Genomic DNA, 17697 nt, shown 5'->3' with positions numbered 1-17697 from the left:
CGCAGTAGGATGTCAGTGGCCGCTTTCGCCATGTAAGGCGCGGGCCGACACTCCGTGAGGATCAGATACCTCAAGGAGCAAGGCCATGACCATTCTCTCCCTGGCGAACTACGTGCTGGCCGCCAGCCTCTTCCTCGCCCCGCTGGATGCCACAGCGGGTGCTGATAGTCATGCGGCCACACGCACGAGCGTGTCGTCGTTCCCGGCTAAGGAACTCAAGTGGGTGGAGATCGCCGGCACCGGCGGCATCAAGTATGCCAACGTCAGTGGCGACCTCACCGGCAAGGACCCTTACGAAGCGTTCGTCGTCTTCCCCGCCGGCAAGGCGAACCCGTTCCATCATCACACGCAGGCCCTTCCGACGGTCGTCATGAAGGGCACCTTCTATGCCGTGATCGACGGAAAGCGTACGGAGTATCCCGCCGGCTCGTTCTACCGGTTGCCGGCGCGCCTGCCGCATTTCAGTGGGTGCGCCGCAGGTGAGGATTGCCTGCTCTTCCAGTACCAGGCGGACCATTTCGACCTGGTGCCGCTCGACCAGCCGATGTGACGCTCAGCCGGCACCGGCTATGTGGGCGCGCAACGGTTGCGGCGGCACGGGCCGCGTGGCGAGGTACGCAACGAGCGCCGGCAGCGGCATCGGCTCGGCCACGTAGTAACCCTGGATCTGATCGCATCCGTTCTCGCGCAGCCAGGCGTACTGACTCGCGCTTTCCACCCCCTCGGCCACCACGGTCATGCCGAGGGTGTGCGCGAGGGCAATGATCGAGCGGCAGATCGATGCCGCACGGTCGTCGGTATCGACCCCGACCACGAACGACCTGTCGATCTTCAGCGAGTCGATCGGCAGGTCGCGGAGGTAGGCCATGCTGGAGAAGCCGGTTCCGAAATCGTCCAGAGATACCTGGGTCCCTTGCGCGCGCAGGGCTTGTAGCGACGGTACCGCCCGTTCCTGTTCCATGAGGCTGCTTTCGGTCAGTTCCACTTGCAACGCATCGGGCGACAGATGGTGCGCAGCGATGACGGCACGCACCTGGCTGGCCACGTCACTGCGCTGGAACTGCACCGCCGATACATTCACGGCCACCGGCAGGTCGCCGTGACCGGCGGCCGCCAGTTCGAGGCATGCCCGCGCCGCGGCGTCGAGCGTCCAGCTTCCGAGCGGAACGATCAGGCCGGTCTTTTCGCAAAGTGGAATGAACACGCTGGGCGGCACGTAGGAGCCGTCGGACTGGCGCCAGCGGACCAGCGCTTCCAGCTTGCATATCGCGCCGGTCGAGGCGTCCACGATGGGCTGGAAGTGCATCGCGAGTTCGCCCGAATCGATAGCCTGACGCATGCGCGAGGCCATCGTGAGGCGTGCCACGGAACGCTCGGCCATCGCGGGCTGGAAGACCTGGAGCGGCTCCGGCGAGTCCCGTCGGGCGTGCGCCGCCAGCGCGGCGCTGGCGATGACCTGCCCGGCGCGGCGACCATCCGCGGGATGCGACGCCGTGCCGAGTTGCGGGTCGAGTGTGTGGAACGTGTCGTTGACCGCCACCGGTTCGTTCAGGGCCGCCAGCAACTTCGCCGCGATCTCGTCGCGCCGCTGCGGGTCGACGATCGCCACCATGAAACGTTCTCCCGGGCGATGGGCGACCATGCCGTGCGCGCTGCCGATCGCGGCGAACCTCGCCGCCACCTGCCGCAGTACGTTGCGTCCGACCTCCAGCCCGAAGGTGTCGCTGACGCGATCGATGCTGCGAAGGTGGATGTAGATGAGTTCATACCACGCGTGTTCGCCAAGCCCGTGGTCGAGGTATTCGACCAGGGCTTCGGTGTTGGGCAGGCCGGTGAGGACGTCGTGGGTGGCGCGATAGGTAAGGGCACGCTCCGAACGCAGCCGCTCGGTAATGTCCTCGGCCAACACGAGCCTTGCGTCGTGTCCCGCGAAATCGAGGTTCGCCGCGTGGACGCGCACATCGAGCGTCGTGCCATCCTTGCGACGGTGCACCCAGACCTTGTCCGGCTCGACATCGTCGGGTCGGTCTGGCGTTCGAAAGAGGTTCTCCAGGATTCTCGCGTCCTGCAGCGACCGGATGTCGGTGATGCGCATGGTGAGGAACTCGTCGCGCGAGTACCCGTAGTTGCGCACGGCGGCTTCGTTGACCTCGAGAAAGGCCAGGGTCTTCGTGTCGAATACCCAATAGGGCAAGGGGTTCTTGTCGAAGGCGAGCCGGAAGCGCTGCTCGGCATCGGCAAGTCGCGACTGGATCCGCATGCGTTCTTTCATGTCGCGTACCTGCTCGCGCTCCCCGGCCGCCAGCCGGCGATACAGGTACACGAATCCCACGCAGTAGGCGAGATAGAGAAAAACGCCGAAGAACGCGAAGCGGTACCACGGCCCGAGCACGCTGGGCGCGGCTACGCCGACACCGACCCACAGGGGGAACTCGCCGGGGCCGCTTACGGCCACCAGCCGGTCCACGCCGTCGATGCGGCTGATCCTGCGGTCGTCACCCGGATCGAAAGGCTCGAACAGTCTCTCGACGGAGTCGCCGACGACGCCTGGGGAATTCCCCGTGCGCGCGACGATCTTGCCGTAGCGATCGGTGATGGCCGCGACGCCCCCCGTACCCGCGCGCAGGTGCTCCACGATGTCCTGGAACTGTTCGTGCCTGAGGCGCGCGAGCACCCAGCGATTGTCTCCGGCCGAAACTGCAAGCGGCAGCAGCCATTCGCCCTGCCGTGACTCCAGGGGACCCATGCGAAGGCCTCCCTTCGCGGAGGCGTCGTGCACCCAGGCTGGCAAGCCGGGTTCGCCGTCGCCCCGGGTGATGGCCTTGCCGCTTCCGTCGACGAGGAGGAGGTCGGCGATCTCTCCCTGCCGCCTGGCGACACCCGCCATGTTTTCCGAGATGAGCAATGCTGCCCGGTCGGGCACCGTCTTGAGCAACTCGCTGCTGTCGAAAGCGACGCCTTCCATCGCCCTTTGCAGGTTGCGGAGCTGGGCACTCAACAGGCGCTGGCCGCTATCGGCAAACGCCTGGTTCTGCACGCGCGCCGTCTCGACGCGTCGCGTGTAGTCGGTCCTGAGGACGAGAGCCAGCCCGATGCCGAGGACCAGTGCGAGCACACCACCGACCATGCGGACCAGCCGCGCGGAACGATAATGTGCTGTTTCGGGCATGGACGCTCGCCGGCGGCGGTGAGGCATTCACCTCGGGCGAAACTAGCAACCTGCCTGCTCCACGGCAAGTCGCGGTTCGTCACGGAGGCGTGACGTCAAAGATCGACCGAAAGCGGCCCAAGTGGTGTCGCGCAGCAGATCAGCACGTCGCCTTCGGGCGGCGGCGTGAGCGGATCGGGCGCATAGGCGACCGAGCCTTCCACCAGCCCGGACCGGCATGTGTGGCAGACGCCGGTGCGGCACGACCAGCGAACCGGTACGTCGCACGCCTCCGCGAGTTCGAGCAACGACCCGTAACGGGAATCCCAGGCCACGCTCAGGCCACTGCGGTTGAACGTGACGGTCGGCCCCGTGCCGGCCTCCGCGGGCGGGTGCGGCGCCCGGCTTCCCGGCCCTGTCGTGCCCGGAGTGATGGAGGCTTCCACGCCGAAGGTCTCGCTGTGGATATGAGCGTCGTCCGCGCCGAGCGCATGTAGTTCCGCCATCATCTGCCGCATGAAGGCCTGCGGCCCGCAAAGGTAATAGTGCGCATCGGGAGGAAGGTGCATGGCCGCAAGGCGAGGGCCATCGATCCTGCCGCCCACCTCGTAGTCGCGGCCTTCGACGTCGGTAGCGCCGGGTCGGCTGTAGAACAGCATTTCGCGTGAGCCGGGCAGCCTGGCCAGGGCGGCGCGCGCCTCTTGCCGGAACACGTCCTCGCCACCGCTGCGGGCACTGTGGATCCACCAGACCGTGCGGGCCGTGGATTCCGCCGCCAGTGCCTGGAGCATCGGAAGTAGCGGGGTGATGCCGATACCCGCACTGATCAGAACGATCGGCGCGCCATCCGCCACCAGGGTGAAGTCGCCGCGCGGCGCGCTGACTTCCACGTGCCGGCCGGCATCCACCTGCTCGTGCAGGAACCGGCTGCCTTCGCCGTCCGCCCGCTTGACGCTGATGCGGTAGCTCCGGCCCGGAACACCGCCGGATATGGAGTAGCTGCGCAGGATCGGCGAGCCGGCGGGGCCCCGGTCGATGCGCAATGCGAGGAACTGTCCCGGCAGCGCCGGCGGCAACGCCGATCCATCGGCAGCGACGAGCACGAAGGACCGCACGGTATCGCTTTCGCGGTGGACGCTCTCCACGAGGAAGGGCCGATAGCCGCTCCAGGCCGGCCGGGCAGGTGCGGCGTTCGGTGGCCGGCCTTCGTCTTCCAGCATCTTCGCGAACGACTGCTTCCAGCCGGGACTCAGCGCGGGGATGCGCAGCGCCCGCTCGAGTGTGTCGCGCGACTGGCCGGGAAGGTAAAGCAGGGCGTCCACGTCGGCCACCGTGAGGTCTTCCGGACCCTGCGAGATCCGCTCGATGGTGTCGCCTGCGCCGATTTCGCCTTCCTCGATCACCCTGAAGTAGAACCCGGGACGGCGATGCGCCACCAGCAGCGAGGCCATCTGCGGGTTTTCCATCCGGATGCCCACCCGATAGCAGGTGACCCGAGGCTGGGTGACCTCGAAGACCGCGCCGCCGATCCGGTAGCGGTCGCCGACGCGCACCTCATTGTCCGGCAAGCCTTCGATGGTGAGGTTCTCGCCGAAGCGGCCGTATTCCAGGGGTGGGCGACCCAGGAAGGATTCCCAGTAACGATAGGACTCCAACTGGTAGACCATGACGGCGCGATTGGGGCCACCGTGACCCGCGGTGTCGGCCTGGCCGTCGCCGTCGATGTTGAGCGTGCGGACCATGGCACGGCCTTCGACCGGATACTTGAAGATGCCCGTGCGGACGACGCGCCCTTCCCACTCCACGTCCCGGGGCAGTCCAACGTTGACCGAAAGCACGCTCGCCATGTCGTCTCTCCGTTGCGGCGGAAGTATGCGCCGCTCGCGGCGCAGCCGTCGCGTGCCGGGCCGAATGTGAACGCCGTGCATGATCGTCCTGCGATCGTTTCACTTCCGGAAGGGCGCGGCCACACCGATGATCCCGCAATGATCACGTTCAAAGAATCGCTGAAGCTGGGCAACCCATACACGGCGCTGCACTGGTACGACTTCGTCTGCCCGTTCTGCTACGTCAGCCAGAATCGCAACGCGGTTCTCGAGGCCTACGGCATGCACGTGGTCGAATTGCCCTTCCAGGTGCATCCCGAGATCCCCCCGGAAGGGCTGGTCGTCGGCCCTCGCGAGGGGGAGATGTACGAAAGGCTCGAACGCGAGGCCAGGAGCGCCGGTCTTCCGCTGGCGTGGCCGGCAAAACTGCCGAACACCCGCATGGCACTCGCGACCGCCGGATGGGTGCGACTGCATCGTCCCGAGGTTTCCGCGCACTTCAACAAGGATCTGTTCGCGGCTCACTTTGCACTTGGCGAAGACCTGGGCGATATCGCGGTCGTCGACCGTTACGCGGAGCGGCACGGCGTGGACCTCGGCGCCCTCGACCTGGCGCGGGCGGACGGGAGCGCGATGCAGGCGCTGGCTTGCTCGCAGACCATGGCGCATGACCTCGGCGTTCGCGGCACGCCCGCATGGCTGGTGTCGCAGCGGCTGGTGTCCGGCCTGCGGCCGCAGGAAGAGTTCCGACAGCTGGCGGAGCAGGCGGTCAGCGCGCCCGTTCGGGACGCGTGAATACATCGGGATGGCCGCTAAGCCACACGGCCATGTCCTGCAGCAGGTGCTGGGAAGGAAACACCCGTCCGTAGCACAGGACCAGGATGGCCAGCGCGCCACAGCCCAGTACGGCCCTTCGCCAGCCGGTCGCATCCCCCGGTAGTGCCTGCTGCGGAGACAGGCCGCGCAGGAACCAGACCACCACGGCGGCACCGAGAATGGCGCCCAGCCACACTTCCGACGGACTGTGGAACTTCAACGCCAGTCGGGACAGTCCCACGGCGATGCCCACAAGGCAGCCGAAGGCAATGGCCGTCCAGCGCTGGGTGCGCGGCCGGCCACGAACAAGCAGGGCTGCCAGTGAAGGCCACACCAGAATGGCCAGGGCCGTGTGGCCGCTGAAACCCGTGTAGTCGAGCGCCGGCGGCCGGATGCCCCATGCCATGAACAGCAGCTTGGAAAGCGCGACGCAGCCGCCGCATGCGATGGCGGCCAGCAACCAACGCCAGGCGTCGCGCCGCGGAAGTGGAGGTAGCCATAGGCAGATTGCCATCCAGGCGATCATCGGCAGCAGCACCGCGCTGTCACCCATGGCGGTGATGGCCATCCAAATCGTCACGTGCGGCTCTCCTGTCGGTCGTCTATTATGGCCACGCCATGTTCCAACGCATATTGATCGTCTGTATCGGCAACATCTGCCGAAGTCCCACTGCGGAATACCTGCTTCGGGATCGCCTCGGTCCCGGCCACGGCACCATTGTGTCGAGCGCGGGCCTCAGTGCCATGACCGGGCATCCCATGGATCCATCCGCCCTCGACCTGTTGCGCGAGCACGGCGTGGACGGCGACGGACATGTCGCCCGTCAGCTCGACGCGACATTGCTGCGGCAATCCGACCTGATCCTCGCCATGGAACGAAGCCACGTGGATGCCATCCGGCGGATGGCCCCCGAGGCTAGCGGCAAGGTCTTCCTCGTGGACAAATGGCTTGGCAGCCGTGACATACCGGATCCGTACCGCCAACGCCGGCCCGCGTACGAACAGGCGTACGCGTTGATCGAGCAGGGCGTGAACAGCTGGTTGCGCTACCTGTAGGTTCTACTCGCGGATCTTCTCCAGGTTCTTGTCGAACAGGTCGCCGTCCAGGTCGTTGGTGAGGGTGTAGAGGGTGTAGCGCTTGTTGAGGCGCGCGCCGCCGTCACGTATGAGCGGCTCCCAGAGCAGGGTGGCGCGGCTGCGCGAGGAGTGGGGCAGCAACATGTCGAAGGGAATGGACACGTAGATGCCCTTGTCGAAGCTGCCTTCGCCGTATCCGGCGCTGCCGGACTTGTTCGTTATCGTGGCATAGGCGCCCATCCGCGCGCCGTTGGCGAACTCGCGCGACACGTCCACCGTGCTGCCCCAGTCGCCGGCAAGGTAGCGGCCGACGCTCACAGCCACCGTCACGTCGTGGAAGCCCGTGTCGAAATAGGCCGTGGCCTGGCCGGTAATGACGTGGTACCGGCGCAACGAGAAGTCCTGCTCGAAGCCTCGCTGCTTCACCCAGTTGATGTCCGCGCCCACGGCCCAGCGCTCGCCGAACGGCCGATAGAGCACTTCGCCGCCCACGCCGCCATACATGCTTTCCAGCATGCCCGCATACGCAAGGCCATAGAGATCCTGGCCGAGGCGCCGCGTACCCGTGAGCTGGAAGTTCGGCAGGGTGACGTCCGAACTTGTCAGGTACTGGCGCATGTCGGTACGCACGCGGGGCAGGTTGCTCGGAGCGTCGTACTTGAACTTGTCGTAGTTGTTCGCGAGGTTGACGGAGAGCACGCCATCGAGCCACAGGTTCCGGCTGAAGTTGAAGGTGCCCGACGCCGCACCGTAAACCTGGTAGAGCACGAAGGCGTCCGGACCACCCAGGTTCTGTTGGTAGCCGAGCGACACACCGCCGGTGAAACGCTTGAGGGGCGCGCGGTACAACACTTCTTCGTCGCGCGCGGTCACCGGGTCTTGCTCCACGCTGCGGCGGAAGTCGGCCAGGGCGAGACGATCGTCCAGCAACTCGACGAACCGCGGACGGTGCACGCTGGTTTCCACCATGGGCAGTCCGTTGCGTTCGCTGGCCACGGTCAGCCAGCCGATGCTGTCGTCCACGCGACGATCGATGATGCGAGTGGCGCGACCGACGCCCTCGGCTGGGTAGAAGAAACGTTCCTGTTCGCCATGGATGACCAGCTCGGAACCACGCCTGCCGATGCGCGACACGTCGATACCCGCGTTTTCGTGCAGCCTCTCGGCCACCGCTTTCCAGTCGACCTCGGCCGGCGCCTTCCTTTGCGGAAGCGGAACGTCCGAAGGAGTCGCATCCGTGGTGGCTATAGGCTCCGGCTTGGGATCGAAGACCTTCGGTGGGTCGACGTGCGTTGCAAGATTGCTGTGCAGGTTGAGTCCCGCCGTCACCACGTTGCCGCGTTCGTAGCCCACGGTGAGGTCGACATTGCGATTGAGACGGAACACCGCGCCGAGGTTCACCGGCCAGCGCTGCGGCTGGTTGTTCTTCTGGGGCTGGTGCTTGTAATCGTTGCCGTCGAGCTCGGCCTTGAGGATCAGCCAGTCCCATGGCGAGCGGTATTCCACGCCGCCGAAGAACCCGGGGCGTCCGCGCAGGAACTTGTTGATGCTGAACTTGCCCGTGCCCGTGCCGCCGGTGGGCCGCGTGCTGAAGCGGTCGCTGAGGATGTCGAGCGGATTGGCGATGTCGCCGCGCGCGCCCATGTATCCCCAGGCCAGGCCAAGGCTGAAGTCGAACGGCCCCGCACGCTTGCTCGCCACCACGTATTCGCTGGAAAAGAGGCCCGTGCCGCCGACGTCGCGTGCGCCGACCGCCACCGCGGGCAGCCAGCGGCTTTCCTGCCACAGGCGCACCTTGGCGTCGATGGACTTGTCCTTATAGGTCTGGCTGCCACTGAGCGAACGCGGACCGTAGAGACGGTTGCTCACATTCGTATAGCGGAACGACCCTTCCAGCCAGGGCAACGGCTGCATGGAAACGTTGTAGTTCGTATACGGCGTGGTGCGGCTGAGCACGAAACTGAACTCGCCTTCGTCCGCCATGCGTGCGGTCGGCGTCTGCAGCAGTCCCACGCCGCCGAAGTCACTCTGCGTATAAGTCTCTTGCGCATGCGCCAGGGACACCCCTCCGGTGAGCAAGGCGAGTGCGGTGCGGCAGCAGCGATGCAATGCACTGCGCCGCATCAGGGTCCCCCGCCGTCGCCCGGCACCTGGGTGGCCAGGAAGTCCGCCACGTCCCGATTGAACGTGTCGTCCGCCGCACCAACGATGCTGCGCCGGTCGAACGGAACATAGATCCAGGCCCCGGGTGCGAGTGGCCGCGGTGGGTCCCTGTTCCATAGGGCGACGCCCTGCTCGAAGACGGCGCCGTCGGGTTGCACCACGAAGATCACGTTGGGATCGGCCGCTGCCGACGCGGGGCACGCGGCAAGGTAGCGGCGCGCGTCCTGCATGGGTACGTGCGGCACGTGGCATGCCTTGTCGACGGCGCCGACCACGCGTACGTCGGCGGGGCGATCCGGATACACCAGGGTATCCCCGGCCGCCATGGGCCAGTCTGGCGATCGCCCGGCCTCGAGGCGGGCAGGGTCCAGCGAAACACCCGTTCGCCGCCCGGTAATGGGAAGGCTGGACAGCCAGGACTGGAACGACTTGCCGGCCTCGGACAGGGTCAGGTTGCCGTTGCCGAGCGCCTTGTTGCGAATGGCGCCAAGCTCGTAGACCAGGCCGGCCCGGAGACGAAGCTGCTCGCGCCGCTGGCCCGGTTGCAGCCATGCGGCACCGGCAGTGTATGCGTGCGGAGGCGCCTGGCGAGCCGTGGCGGTGGAGAGCCGTTCGCCCTCGGCGGTGGCCGTTGCGGCGGGCAGCCCTCTGTCCGTGGCGGAAGCGGACTCCCTGTACGGCTGCAACTGGATCAGTTCGAGGGGCAGCCCGGGCGCGACATACTGCCGGCTCTTCCAGATGAAGCCGTCGGCCGGGTCGACCCAGTACCGGTTGGTCATGCTGGTGCCGAGCGAGGGCGCCGTGACGTGCTCGTCGACCCGGCGAAGCCGGTGGACCGTGCCGAGGATGTCGACGTCTTCGATCGATTTCGGCTCCAGCGTAGCGCGCAGCTCGATGCCGTAGCGATACCCCGGAGACCAGTCGACACGGCGCGTATAGGTGACTGGCGCAGTCAGGTGCTGCAATCCGTCATGGAACGGATCGCTGCCGGGGAAGGCTGTACTTTCCAGGTCCTGCGGCAGGCCGACGGTCTTGACCACGAGCCCATCGCGGGTGAACAAGGCATCGCGACCCGCGCCGTACCAGCCCAGTTTCCCGTTGGCGACATGGGTGAGGATGAGGATGGCCTCGCCGTCGGGACCGTTGGCCTGCAACTGGAAGTACGGCGTGGCCGCGACGGACGCGGCCGTGGGGTGCACCGTCTCGCGCCGCGTTGCCAGCCGCAGCGACTCGAGGCTGCCGCGCGACACCGACGAACATGCCGTCAGCGCGGCCAACACCAGCGCCAGGACGCCGATGGCGACACGTCGCGACAGACGCATGGAAGGGCCGCGACGGCGCACGATCGCCTGTGCTCTCAGCGTCGCAACGAACGGCCGCGACCAATGCCGTAGTAAGCAATACCGGCGTCTTCCACGGTCCTGGGATCGTAGAGGTTACGACCGTCGAACAAGGCCGGGCTTTTCAACGCGGCCTTGATCCGTGCGAAGTCCGGACTGCGGAAGGCTTTCCATTCGGTGACCAGGGCCATGACATCGGCGCCATCAAGCGCGTCGTAGGGATCGTCGCAAAGCACCAGGTCGTCGCGTTCGCCGTAGATGCGGCGTGTTTCCGCACGCGCTTCGGGATCGTAGGCACGTACGCGGGCCCCGGCGGCCCAGAGAGCCTCCATGAGTTTCCGGCTGGGCGCCTCGCGCATGTCGTCGGTGTTCGGCTTGAATGCCAGTCCCCACAGGGCCACCGTCTTGCCCTTCACGTTGCCGTCGAAATACTCGGAGATCTGCGCATGGATGCGCGTCTTCTGGTCGGTGTTCACGGCCTCGACCATGGCAAGCAGCCGCGCGTCGTAGTCGTGGCCGCGGGCGATGCGTTCCAGCGCCTGCACGTCCTTCGGGAAGCACGAGCCGCCGTATCCTACGCCGGGATAAATGAAGTGGTAGCCGATGCGCGGATCGGCGCCGATGCCCTGGCGCACCAGTTCCACGTCCGCACCGACGCGCTCCGCGATGTTCGCGATTTCATTCATGAAGCTGATCTTGGTCGCGAGCATGGCGTTGGCGGCGTACTTGGTCAGTTCGGCGGAACGCTCGTCCATGACCACCATGCGGTCGTGATTGCGGTTGAATGGCGCGTAGAGCTTGCGCAGGCGTGCAATGGCGCGATCGCTCGACGACCCGACCACGATGCGGTCGGGACGCAGGCAATCTTCCACCGCGTCGCCTTCCTTCAGGAACTCCGGGTTGGATACCACGTCGAAGTCGGCCGCCGCCCCGCGCTCCACCAACACGTCGTTTACCGCCTGGCGCACGCGACCCGCCGTGCCCACCGGCACGGTGGACTTGTTCACGATGACGGCATAGCGATCGAGGTGTTCGCCGATGGTACGCGCCACGCCGAGAACGTACTTCATGTCGGCGCTGCCGTCTTCGTCGGGCGGCGTACCTACCGCGATGAAGATCAACTCGCCATGCGCGATGGCCGGGCCGGGATCGGTGGTGAAATCCAGCCGCCCGGAAGCATGGTTGCGCTTGACGATGGGCTCGAGACCCGGCTCGAAAATGGGGACTATGCCCCGGCGCAGCCCTTCGACCTTCGCCTCGTCCACGTCCACACATACTACGTGATTGCCCATTTCCGCGAGGCAGGCACCGGTGACCAGACCCACGTAGCCGGTGCCGAAGATGGTGACCTTCATTTATGTCGCCCGTACAGTTTCGATAGGGGGAGGAACGGACGCGCTCAGAGCTGGCTGTCGCGATCCAGGTTGTATTGCGCGGTAGCCGCGTTGCTGATCAATCCAGAGAAGGGCAGCAACTGGCTGATGAAACGGTTCCAGCGGGTGATGCCGGCCGGACCGACGAACACGACGTCGCCGGGCTTGACGGCGAACTGCGAGGCCACCGCGAATGCGGATGGCGAAGTGCCGTCGAGCTGATAGATGGTGGCCGGTGCCTTCTCGAAGTCTTCGACCCCACGAATCACGTAAACGGATTTACCGCGCGCGCTGGTCTGGTTGAGGCCGCCCGCACGCCCCAGTGCCTGGGTGAGCGAAAGGTCGCTGGTCTTGAACGCGATGGCCTGGGGCCGAAGCACTTCGCCGATGACGTAGGCTTCGTGGCGATCGTTATAGGGCAGGTAGATGCTGTCGCCGCCCTTGAGGTAGATGTCCTGGCCACCCTCGGAAGAATGCGAAAGCGCATCGAAATCGAGGTGGTATTCGTGGTTGTCCCGCCGCAGGACCACATTCGAAAGATCGGCAAGCTGCGCGTTGACACCGGCCGAGCCGATGGCCTGGCCCAACGTGAGTGGCGTCACGGTGATGTCCTGCGGGTCAGTCTTCACGAACGCGCCGGACAGCGTGACCTTCTGGCTGGCGAAGTTGACGATGCTGATGTCGACCTGTGGCTTCTCGATGTACTTCGTCAGTTTATCGGTGATGGCCGTGCGCAGTTCCTCCACCGTGAGGCCGGAGGCGTGCAACAGGCCGACATACGGATAGAACAAGGTGCCATCGGGACGGACGAGGCGGCCGTTCGCGGCGGTCTGTTGCTGCGAACCGGCGGGGGAAGTGAGTTCCGGATGCTCCCACACCGTGATGTAGAGGGAGTCGCCGGGGCCAATCCGGTAGGAGTCGGGCTTGTAGGCGGTGAGGGCAGGGTCGATGCCGGGCGCGACCGCGCTGGCGCGATCCATGGCGATCAGCTTGGGAGTGATGGGAACAAGCTGGTAGCGGCTGCCAGTTGCGCTTTCCTTGTCGTTCAACTCGCCGGTTTTCATGTGCTGGCCGGGTGCGAGGATGCATGCTTGCAACAAGAGGCAGCACCCGGCCAGACCGAGAGTCGGCAGGAACTTCATCGTTTACGGGGTCCTTCGATCGTGGCGCCTTCCTGGAGGAGGCCATCGATGTACTTAAACCGATCCAACATTAACCGATCGGGAATATGAACGGCCATCTAGACGTCCAGACGCCTGACCAAGCGATCAGTGCGTGCCACCGGTGCCGCCGGTTCCTCCCGTGCCACCTGTGCCGCCCGTACCACCCGTTCCACCGGTGCCGTCGTTACCCGTACCGTTGGCGTCGTTGGCCGTGGCACCCGACGCGGCGGCCACCGCAGCCGTGCCGCGCCCCATGCGCGCGGGGGAAATGGCGCCTTGGGCGGCCTGCTTGGCCTGGTTGGGCGTGGCGACACGGGGCTTTTGCGTGTTGTTCGGCGACGCGTTATCTGCATTCGCCGGTCGCTGGCTCTGCGCGAGAAGCGGCGCTGCCACAGCCAGCAGGATGCACGCTACAAATAGACGTCTCATTGGCTTTGTCTCCGAGGGGGAAGGGGTGAAGCGCACCGCGTTCATGAACGCGTTTTCACACACGCGGTGCGCACTGCATTCACCGCCAACTATGTTCCCTGGTCAAGGCAATCAGCTGAACGCACGCTTCGGGCCACTCTTTTTGTGACACCACTCCCAAATTTCGGGATGCTGGATTGCGCGATGTTTTGCGTGCGATGCAGCATGGGCCGTCGGACTGGATAAGTACGACATTTCTGAGATCGCGCCTTCTGTGCTGGAGGCGCGATCCGAAACGTGTTGGTCCGGCTGCTGTCCATCGACAGGAAGGCCGGGCCTACAGTGGGGACACGTACCTAGGGAATCCCGCCATCCCGGCGCCTCCCGCTCCGGCAGAAGGTACTTGTCATGCAATTGTCTAAATTCAACGCGTTACTCGATCTCGAGATTCGTGCGAGCGATCCGATCTGCGCGATCCTGGCGGCGTACCTCGCCTATTTCATCCGCTTCGACACGTTGCGGATGAGCAGCTTCTATGTCGTCGCGCTGATCATCCTCATGCTGGCGACGCTTGCGGCGTCCATATTTTTCCGGGCGTACGAGCAGCCGTTGGGGGAGCGTTCATTCGAGCAGTATTGCCGCATTGCAGCATCGTGGGCGGCCGGCTTCGCGGCGCTGCTTGCGCTGGGCTACCTGCTGAAAGTGGGCGAGCTGTACTCACGTGGCTGGGTGACGCTCACCTTCTTCCTTGGCCTTGCATTGATGGCTGCCGTACGGCAGCTGGCGGTCGCCGCGCTGTGGTACCTGCGCCGCCGCGGCGTTGGCATGCGACGTTGCCTGCTCATCGGCGCAACGGACTCCGGCCTGCACATGGTTCGCCAGGCAAGGGCCAATCCCGCGCTCGGCATGTCCATTACCGCTTACGTCACCACGAACTACGATCAGGGCGTTCCCGACGCCGTTCCCTGCGCGGGCTCGCTGCTGCACATCGACGAGATTCTCGACCGGGGCCAGTGGGACGAAGTGCTCGTGGCGCTTCCCGTAAGCGCCCACCGTGCGATCGGCTATGCGTTGGATCGCATGGAAGAGCGCGTGGTCACGGTCAAGTTCGTGCCCGACATGCTGGGCCGGCAGCTCATCAATCATCGCATGGTGGATTGTGGCGGCGTGCCCATGGTGACGTTGCGTGACAGCCCGCTCCTGGGTCACGCGTGGCTGCTCAAGGCGATCGAGGATCGCACGATAGCGGCCGTCATCCTGCTCATGATCAGTCCGCTGATGCTCGCGCTGGCGATCGGCGTGAAGCTCTCGAGTCCGGGTCCCGTGCTTTATCGGCAGCGCCGCGTGGGCCTGGATGGCAAGGAGTTCGAGATGCTGAAGTTCCGCTCCATGCCCGTGGACATGGAGAAGAACAAGGCGGTGCAGTGGGGTAACGCCCAGGCCAAGACCACCACGCGCTTCGGTCGCTTCATTCGGCAGACCAGCCTCGATGAACTGCCGCAGTTCATCAACGTGCTTCGCGGCGACATGTCCATCGTCGGGCCCCGGCCGGAACGGCCGATGTTCGTCGAGAAGTTCAAGGGCGAGATCGCCGGCTACATGCACAAACACCTGGTCAAGGCCGGTATCACCGGTTGGGCCCAGATCAATGGCTGGCGCGGCGATACGGACCTGGTCAAGCGAATCGAATACGACCTCTACTACATCAACCACTGGTCGCTGGCGTTCGACCTGCGCATCATTTTCCTCACCATCTTCAAGGGTTTCGTGCACAGCGAGGCACCGTCGGCCGTTGCGCCGAGGGTGGAGGTGCGGGTCGAGGAAGCAGGATAGGCACCTTTGTTCACTTTACTGCGGGGTATCGATTGAAGTTTCTCATCTGTGGCGGTGCGGGCTATGTGGGCTCGCACATGGTGCGTTACCTGGTCGAGAACCAGCATGATGTCGTCGTCTACGACGACCTGTCGACAGGGCACCGCGAGGCGGTGCCCGACGACGTGCCCTTCGTTCACGGCGACATCGGCGACGCGGTGACGCTCTGGCGGCTGTTTGCCACCCACCAGTTCGACGCGGTGATGCACTTCTGCGCGCGCTCTCTGGTCGGGGAGTCGGTCGTGGATCCCTACCAGTACTACCGCAACAACGTGGCCAATACGCTGATGCTCCTGTCGGCGATGCGCGAGGCGGGTATCCAGCGCCTGATCTTCTCCTCCACGGCGGCCGTATTCGGCAATCCGATCAGCGACACCATCGACGAAACGCATCCGACCGAACCCATCAACCCCTACGGCCAGAGCAAGCTGATGATCGAACGCGTGCTGGCGGACGCGTATCGCGCCTATGGCCTGCGTTCCGTGGCCTTGCGTTATTTCAACGCCGCCGGTGCGGACCCTTCCGGCACGATCGGCGAATCGCACCACCCTGAAACCCACCTCATCCCGAACCTCCTGCGGGCGGTGCTGGGCAATGGTCCGGGGCTCAAGGTATTCGGCGACGACTACGACACCCGCGACGGCACCTGCGTGCGCGACTATGTGCATGTCAACGACCTCGCGGCAGCGCATCTCCTGGCCGTGGAATACATCGAGGAGAACGAGGGCGCGTTCACATTCAACCTCGGCAATGGCGAAGGCTTCAGCGTCCGTGAGGTCATTGCGGCGGCCCAGCGCGTCACGGGCCGGGACGTGCCGCACGCGATCGCCGCGCGCCGTCCGGGCGACCCGCCCACGCTGGTGGCGTCGAGCCAGCAGGCGCGCCAGATGCTCGGCTGGCAGCCGCGAATCGGCATGTTGGACGACATCCTGGACAGCGCATGGCGCTGGCACCTGGAACCGCGCTACTGAACGCACGGCCGAAGCGGCTCCTCCGGGAGCCGCTGTAGCGGCAGGTAAGGCTCGCGCCTCAGCCCAGCCTGGCGATGCGCTCCAGGGCGTCCGGCACCGGCTTGCCGTCGGCGAAGCACGCCTTCACCAGCGCGTTTACTTCCGCCAGCGTGGGCCGGTGGGTGCGGAAGCGGTCGAGCACCTGCTTGTTGTCCGCCGGCGTGCCGCGCATGCCGGCGGCGAAAACATGGTTTTCCGCCATCCGCGTCTGCGTTGCCAGGTTCATCTCCACGCCGGGTGACCGGGGCGCGATCACGATGTTGTCGTGGATCGCCGTGCCGCTGGGAACGCCCTTCCAGCTTGTCGCCTTGAAGACCGTCACCTGGGATTCGGCATCGGGCTTCTCGGGAATGATGATGATGTTGTTGTAGATCTGGGTGCCGTCGACCGGTCCGGAGATGCGCAATGATGCGCTTCCGGTCTTGCGCAGTGCGTCGTTGATGCTGACGTTGTAGCGCACGATCGTGCCGCTGTTGCCGATGCCTTGCGCGTCCTTGCCGTCGTTGCAGACCAGGGCCATGCCACCGACGTTGTCGTGGCTGTAGTTGTACTGGATGATCGTGCCGCGGCAATGGAAGTCCGCGTCGTACGCCTGTCCGTCAGCGGTGGCGCGGTGACCGCTGACCTCGTTGTACTGGATCAGCGTGTCGTCGCAATCGAATGGCCAGATGCCGGCGGCGGCCTCCCCGCGGGGCAGGTCGCCGCATTCGCTGACCGTGTTGCGCTCCACGAGCGCGCCACGGCAACCTTTCACCAGGATGCAATCCCCCGGAACGCCGCGAAGGCGGTTGCCGCGAACGACGACACCTGTCGCGAGCCCGCCGTCGCGGGTGCCCGCCCGCAGGAAGAGAATGCCGTCGCGTTGGCATCGCTCGATCGTATTGTTTTCGATCGTGAGGCCATCGTGGCGCGTGGGACGCGTCTTGCCCTTGACCTCGACCAGCACGGCGCTGCCTCCGCCGTCCTTCTTGACGGGCGAGCCGTTGACGTCGTGAATATGCAGGCTTTGCAGGACGATGCCGTGGACGACGCCGGCGTCTTCGTGCAGCAGGTGCACGGCCGTGCGCCGTGGGGCGGCTTGGGCGCCGTGGTTGGAGATCGCCAGGTTGCGTAACGTCCAGTACTCGACGTTGCGCAGGAGGACGGTCGACGCGGCGCTTCCGTCCGCGTGCAGGTGCGGGGCGTCGCCGTCGCCGTACGCATCCACGACGATGGGCGCACCCGCGCGACCGGAGCCCTTGGGCGCGAATACACCGGGATAGTCTCCGCCGCGCTTGAAGAAGACCTGGTCGCCCGGACCGAACGAGGCTTTATTGAGCTTGTCGAGGCTGCGCCAGGCCAGCGCGGCACTGCTTCCGTCGCGCGCGTCGTCGCCCGCGGTGCTGTCCACGTAATAGCGTTTTCCGGCCGCGGGTGCGGCGGCAAGGGCATCGACGGGCAGCGTGGATGCCAGGACCAGCGTGCAAGCCGTTTGCTTTAGGAACGTGCGACGATCCATGGC

General features: G+C 65.6%; 14 protein-coding genes. 5 read left to right on the top strand and 9 right to left on the bottom strand.

Annotated features, from left to right (window positions below; all coding sequences use genetic code 11):
- The first annotated feature begins 85 nt into the window (after positions 1-85).
- Positions 86-550 carry a cupin domain-containing protein gene (locus ACPYOD_RS06940; protein ID WP_481301004.1) on the top strand — a complete coding sequence of 155 codons (465 nt, stop codon included), beginning with the start codon at positions 86-88 and terminating at the stop codon, positions 548-550.
- Positions 551-553: 3 nt separating this feature from the next.
- On the opposite strand, the gene ACPYOD_RS06935 is transcribed toward ACPYOD_RS06940, so the two are convergent.
- Together ACPYOD_RS06935 and ACPYOD_RS06930 are read right to left on the bottom strand one after the other, a co-directional pair.
- Positions 554-3169 (bottom strand): bifunctional diguanylate cyclase/phosphodiesterase, encoded by a 2616-nt coding sequence (locus ACPYOD_RS06935; protein WP_481301003.1) that lies wholly within the window; start codon positions 3167-3169, stop codon positions 554-556.
- 95 nt (positions 3170-3264) lie between these two features.
- Positions 3265-4995, bottom strand: coding sequence for an MOSC domain-containing protein (locus ACPYOD_RS06930; RefSeq protein ID WP_481301002.1), 1731 nt, complete (start codon positions 4993-4995; stop codon positions 3265-3267).
- A 138-nt stretch (positions 4996-5133) separates the two neighbouring features.
- Here ACPYOD_RS06930 and ACPYOD_RS06925 point away from each other — a divergent pair, with 138 nt between their 5' ends.
- Positions 5134-5769, top strand: a complete 636-nt coding sequence (locus tag ACPYOD_RS06925; RefSeq protein WP_481301001.1) for a DsbA family oxidoreductase — start codon at positions 5134-5136, stop codon at positions 5767-5769.
- Here the strand turns inward: ACPYOD_RS06925 and ACPYOD_RS06920 are convergent.
- Positions 5744-6370 (bottom strand): phosphatase PAP2 family protein, encoded by a 627-nt coding sequence (locus ACPYOD_RS06920; RefSeq protein WP_481301000.1) that lies wholly within the window; start codon positions 6368-6370, stop codon positions 5744-5746. The two genes, ACPYOD_RS06925 and ACPYOD_RS06920, sit on opposite strands and share 26 nt — an antisense overlap.
- A 38-nt stretch (positions 6371-6408) precedes the next feature.
- Between ACPYOD_RS06920 and ACPYOD_RS06915 the strand changes: the two genes are divergently transcribed.
- Positions 6409-6846, top strand: coding sequence for a low molecular weight protein-tyrosine-phosphatase (locus tag ACPYOD_RS06915; RefSeq protein WP_481300999.1), 438 nt, complete (start codon positions 6409-6411; stop codon positions 6844-6846).
- Positions 6847-6849: 3 nt separating this feature from the next.
- Here ACPYOD_RS06915 and ACPYOD_RS06910 read toward each other — a convergent pair whose 3' ends face one another.
- The 5 genes from ACPYOD_RS06910 to ACPYOD_RS06890 all read right to left on the bottom strand — a co-directional run bounded on the left by ACPYOD_RS06910 (position 6850) and on the right by ACPYOD_RS06890 (position 13335).
- Positions 6850-8991 (bottom strand): YjbH domain-containing protein, encoded by a 2142-nt coding sequence (locus ACPYOD_RS06910; protein ID WP_481300998.1) that lies wholly within the window; start codon positions 8989-8991, stop codon positions 6850-6852.
- Positions 8991-10352 (bottom strand): YjbF family lipoprotein, encoded by a 1362-nt coding sequence (locus tag ACPYOD_RS06905; protein ID WP_481300997.1) that lies wholly within the window; start codon positions 10350-10352, stop codon positions 8991-8993. Before ACPYOD_RS06905 ends, ACPYOD_RS06910 begins: the two co-directional genes overlap by 1 nt.
- A gap of 35 nt (positions 10353-10387) precedes the next feature.
- Complete coding sequence (locus ACPYOD_RS06900) at positions 10388-11725, bottom strand: UDP-glucose dehydrogenase family protein (RefSeq protein WP_481300996.1); 1338 nt, start codon at positions 11723-11725, stop codon at positions 10388-10390.
- Between the two features lie 44 nt (positions 11726-11769).
- Positions 11770-12885 carry a polysaccharide biosynthesis/export family protein gene (locus ACPYOD_RS06895; protein WP_481300995.1) on the bottom strand — a complete coding sequence of 372 codons (1116 nt, stop codon included), beginning with the start codon at positions 12883-12885 and terminating at the stop codon, positions 11770-11772.
- Between the two features lie 126 nt (positions 12886-13011).
- Entirely contained in the window at positions 13012-13335 is a 324-nt protein-coding gene (locus tag ACPYOD_RS06890) for a hypothetical protein (protein ID WP_481300994.1), read from the bottom strand.
- 387 nt (positions 13336-13722) lie between these two features.
- Here ACPYOD_RS06890 and ACPYOD_RS06885 point away from each other — a divergent pair, with 387 nt between their 5' ends.
- Complete coding sequence (locus ACPYOD_RS06885) at positions 13723-15147, top strand: undecaprenyl-phosphate glucose phosphotransferase (protein WP_481300993.1); 1425 nt, start codon at positions 13723-13725, stop codon at positions 15145-15147.
- Between the two features lie 32 nt (positions 15148-15179).
- Complete coding sequence (gene galE, locus ACPYOD_RS06880; protein ID WP_481300992.1) at positions 15180-16157, top strand: UDP-glucose 4-epimerase GalE; 978 nt, start codon at positions 15180-15182, stop codon at positions 16155-16157.
- A gap of 58 nt (positions 16158-16215) precedes the next feature.
- Here the strand turns inward: galE and ACPYOD_RS06875 are convergent, their stop codons facing one another.
- Positions 16216-17694, bottom strand: a complete 1479-nt coding sequence (locus ACPYOD_RS06875) for a right-handed parallel beta-helix repeat-containing protein (RefSeq protein WP_481300991.1) — start codon at positions 17692-17694, stop codon at positions 16216-16218.
- Between the last annotated feature and the right edge of the window lie 3 nt (positions 17695-17697).

The sequence above is a fragment of the Luteibacter sp. HAY1-4A genome, assembly GCF_056755355.1.
Note: the sequence above shows the minus strand (reverse complement) of the source record. Positions and strands in the feature narration are given on the sequence as shown.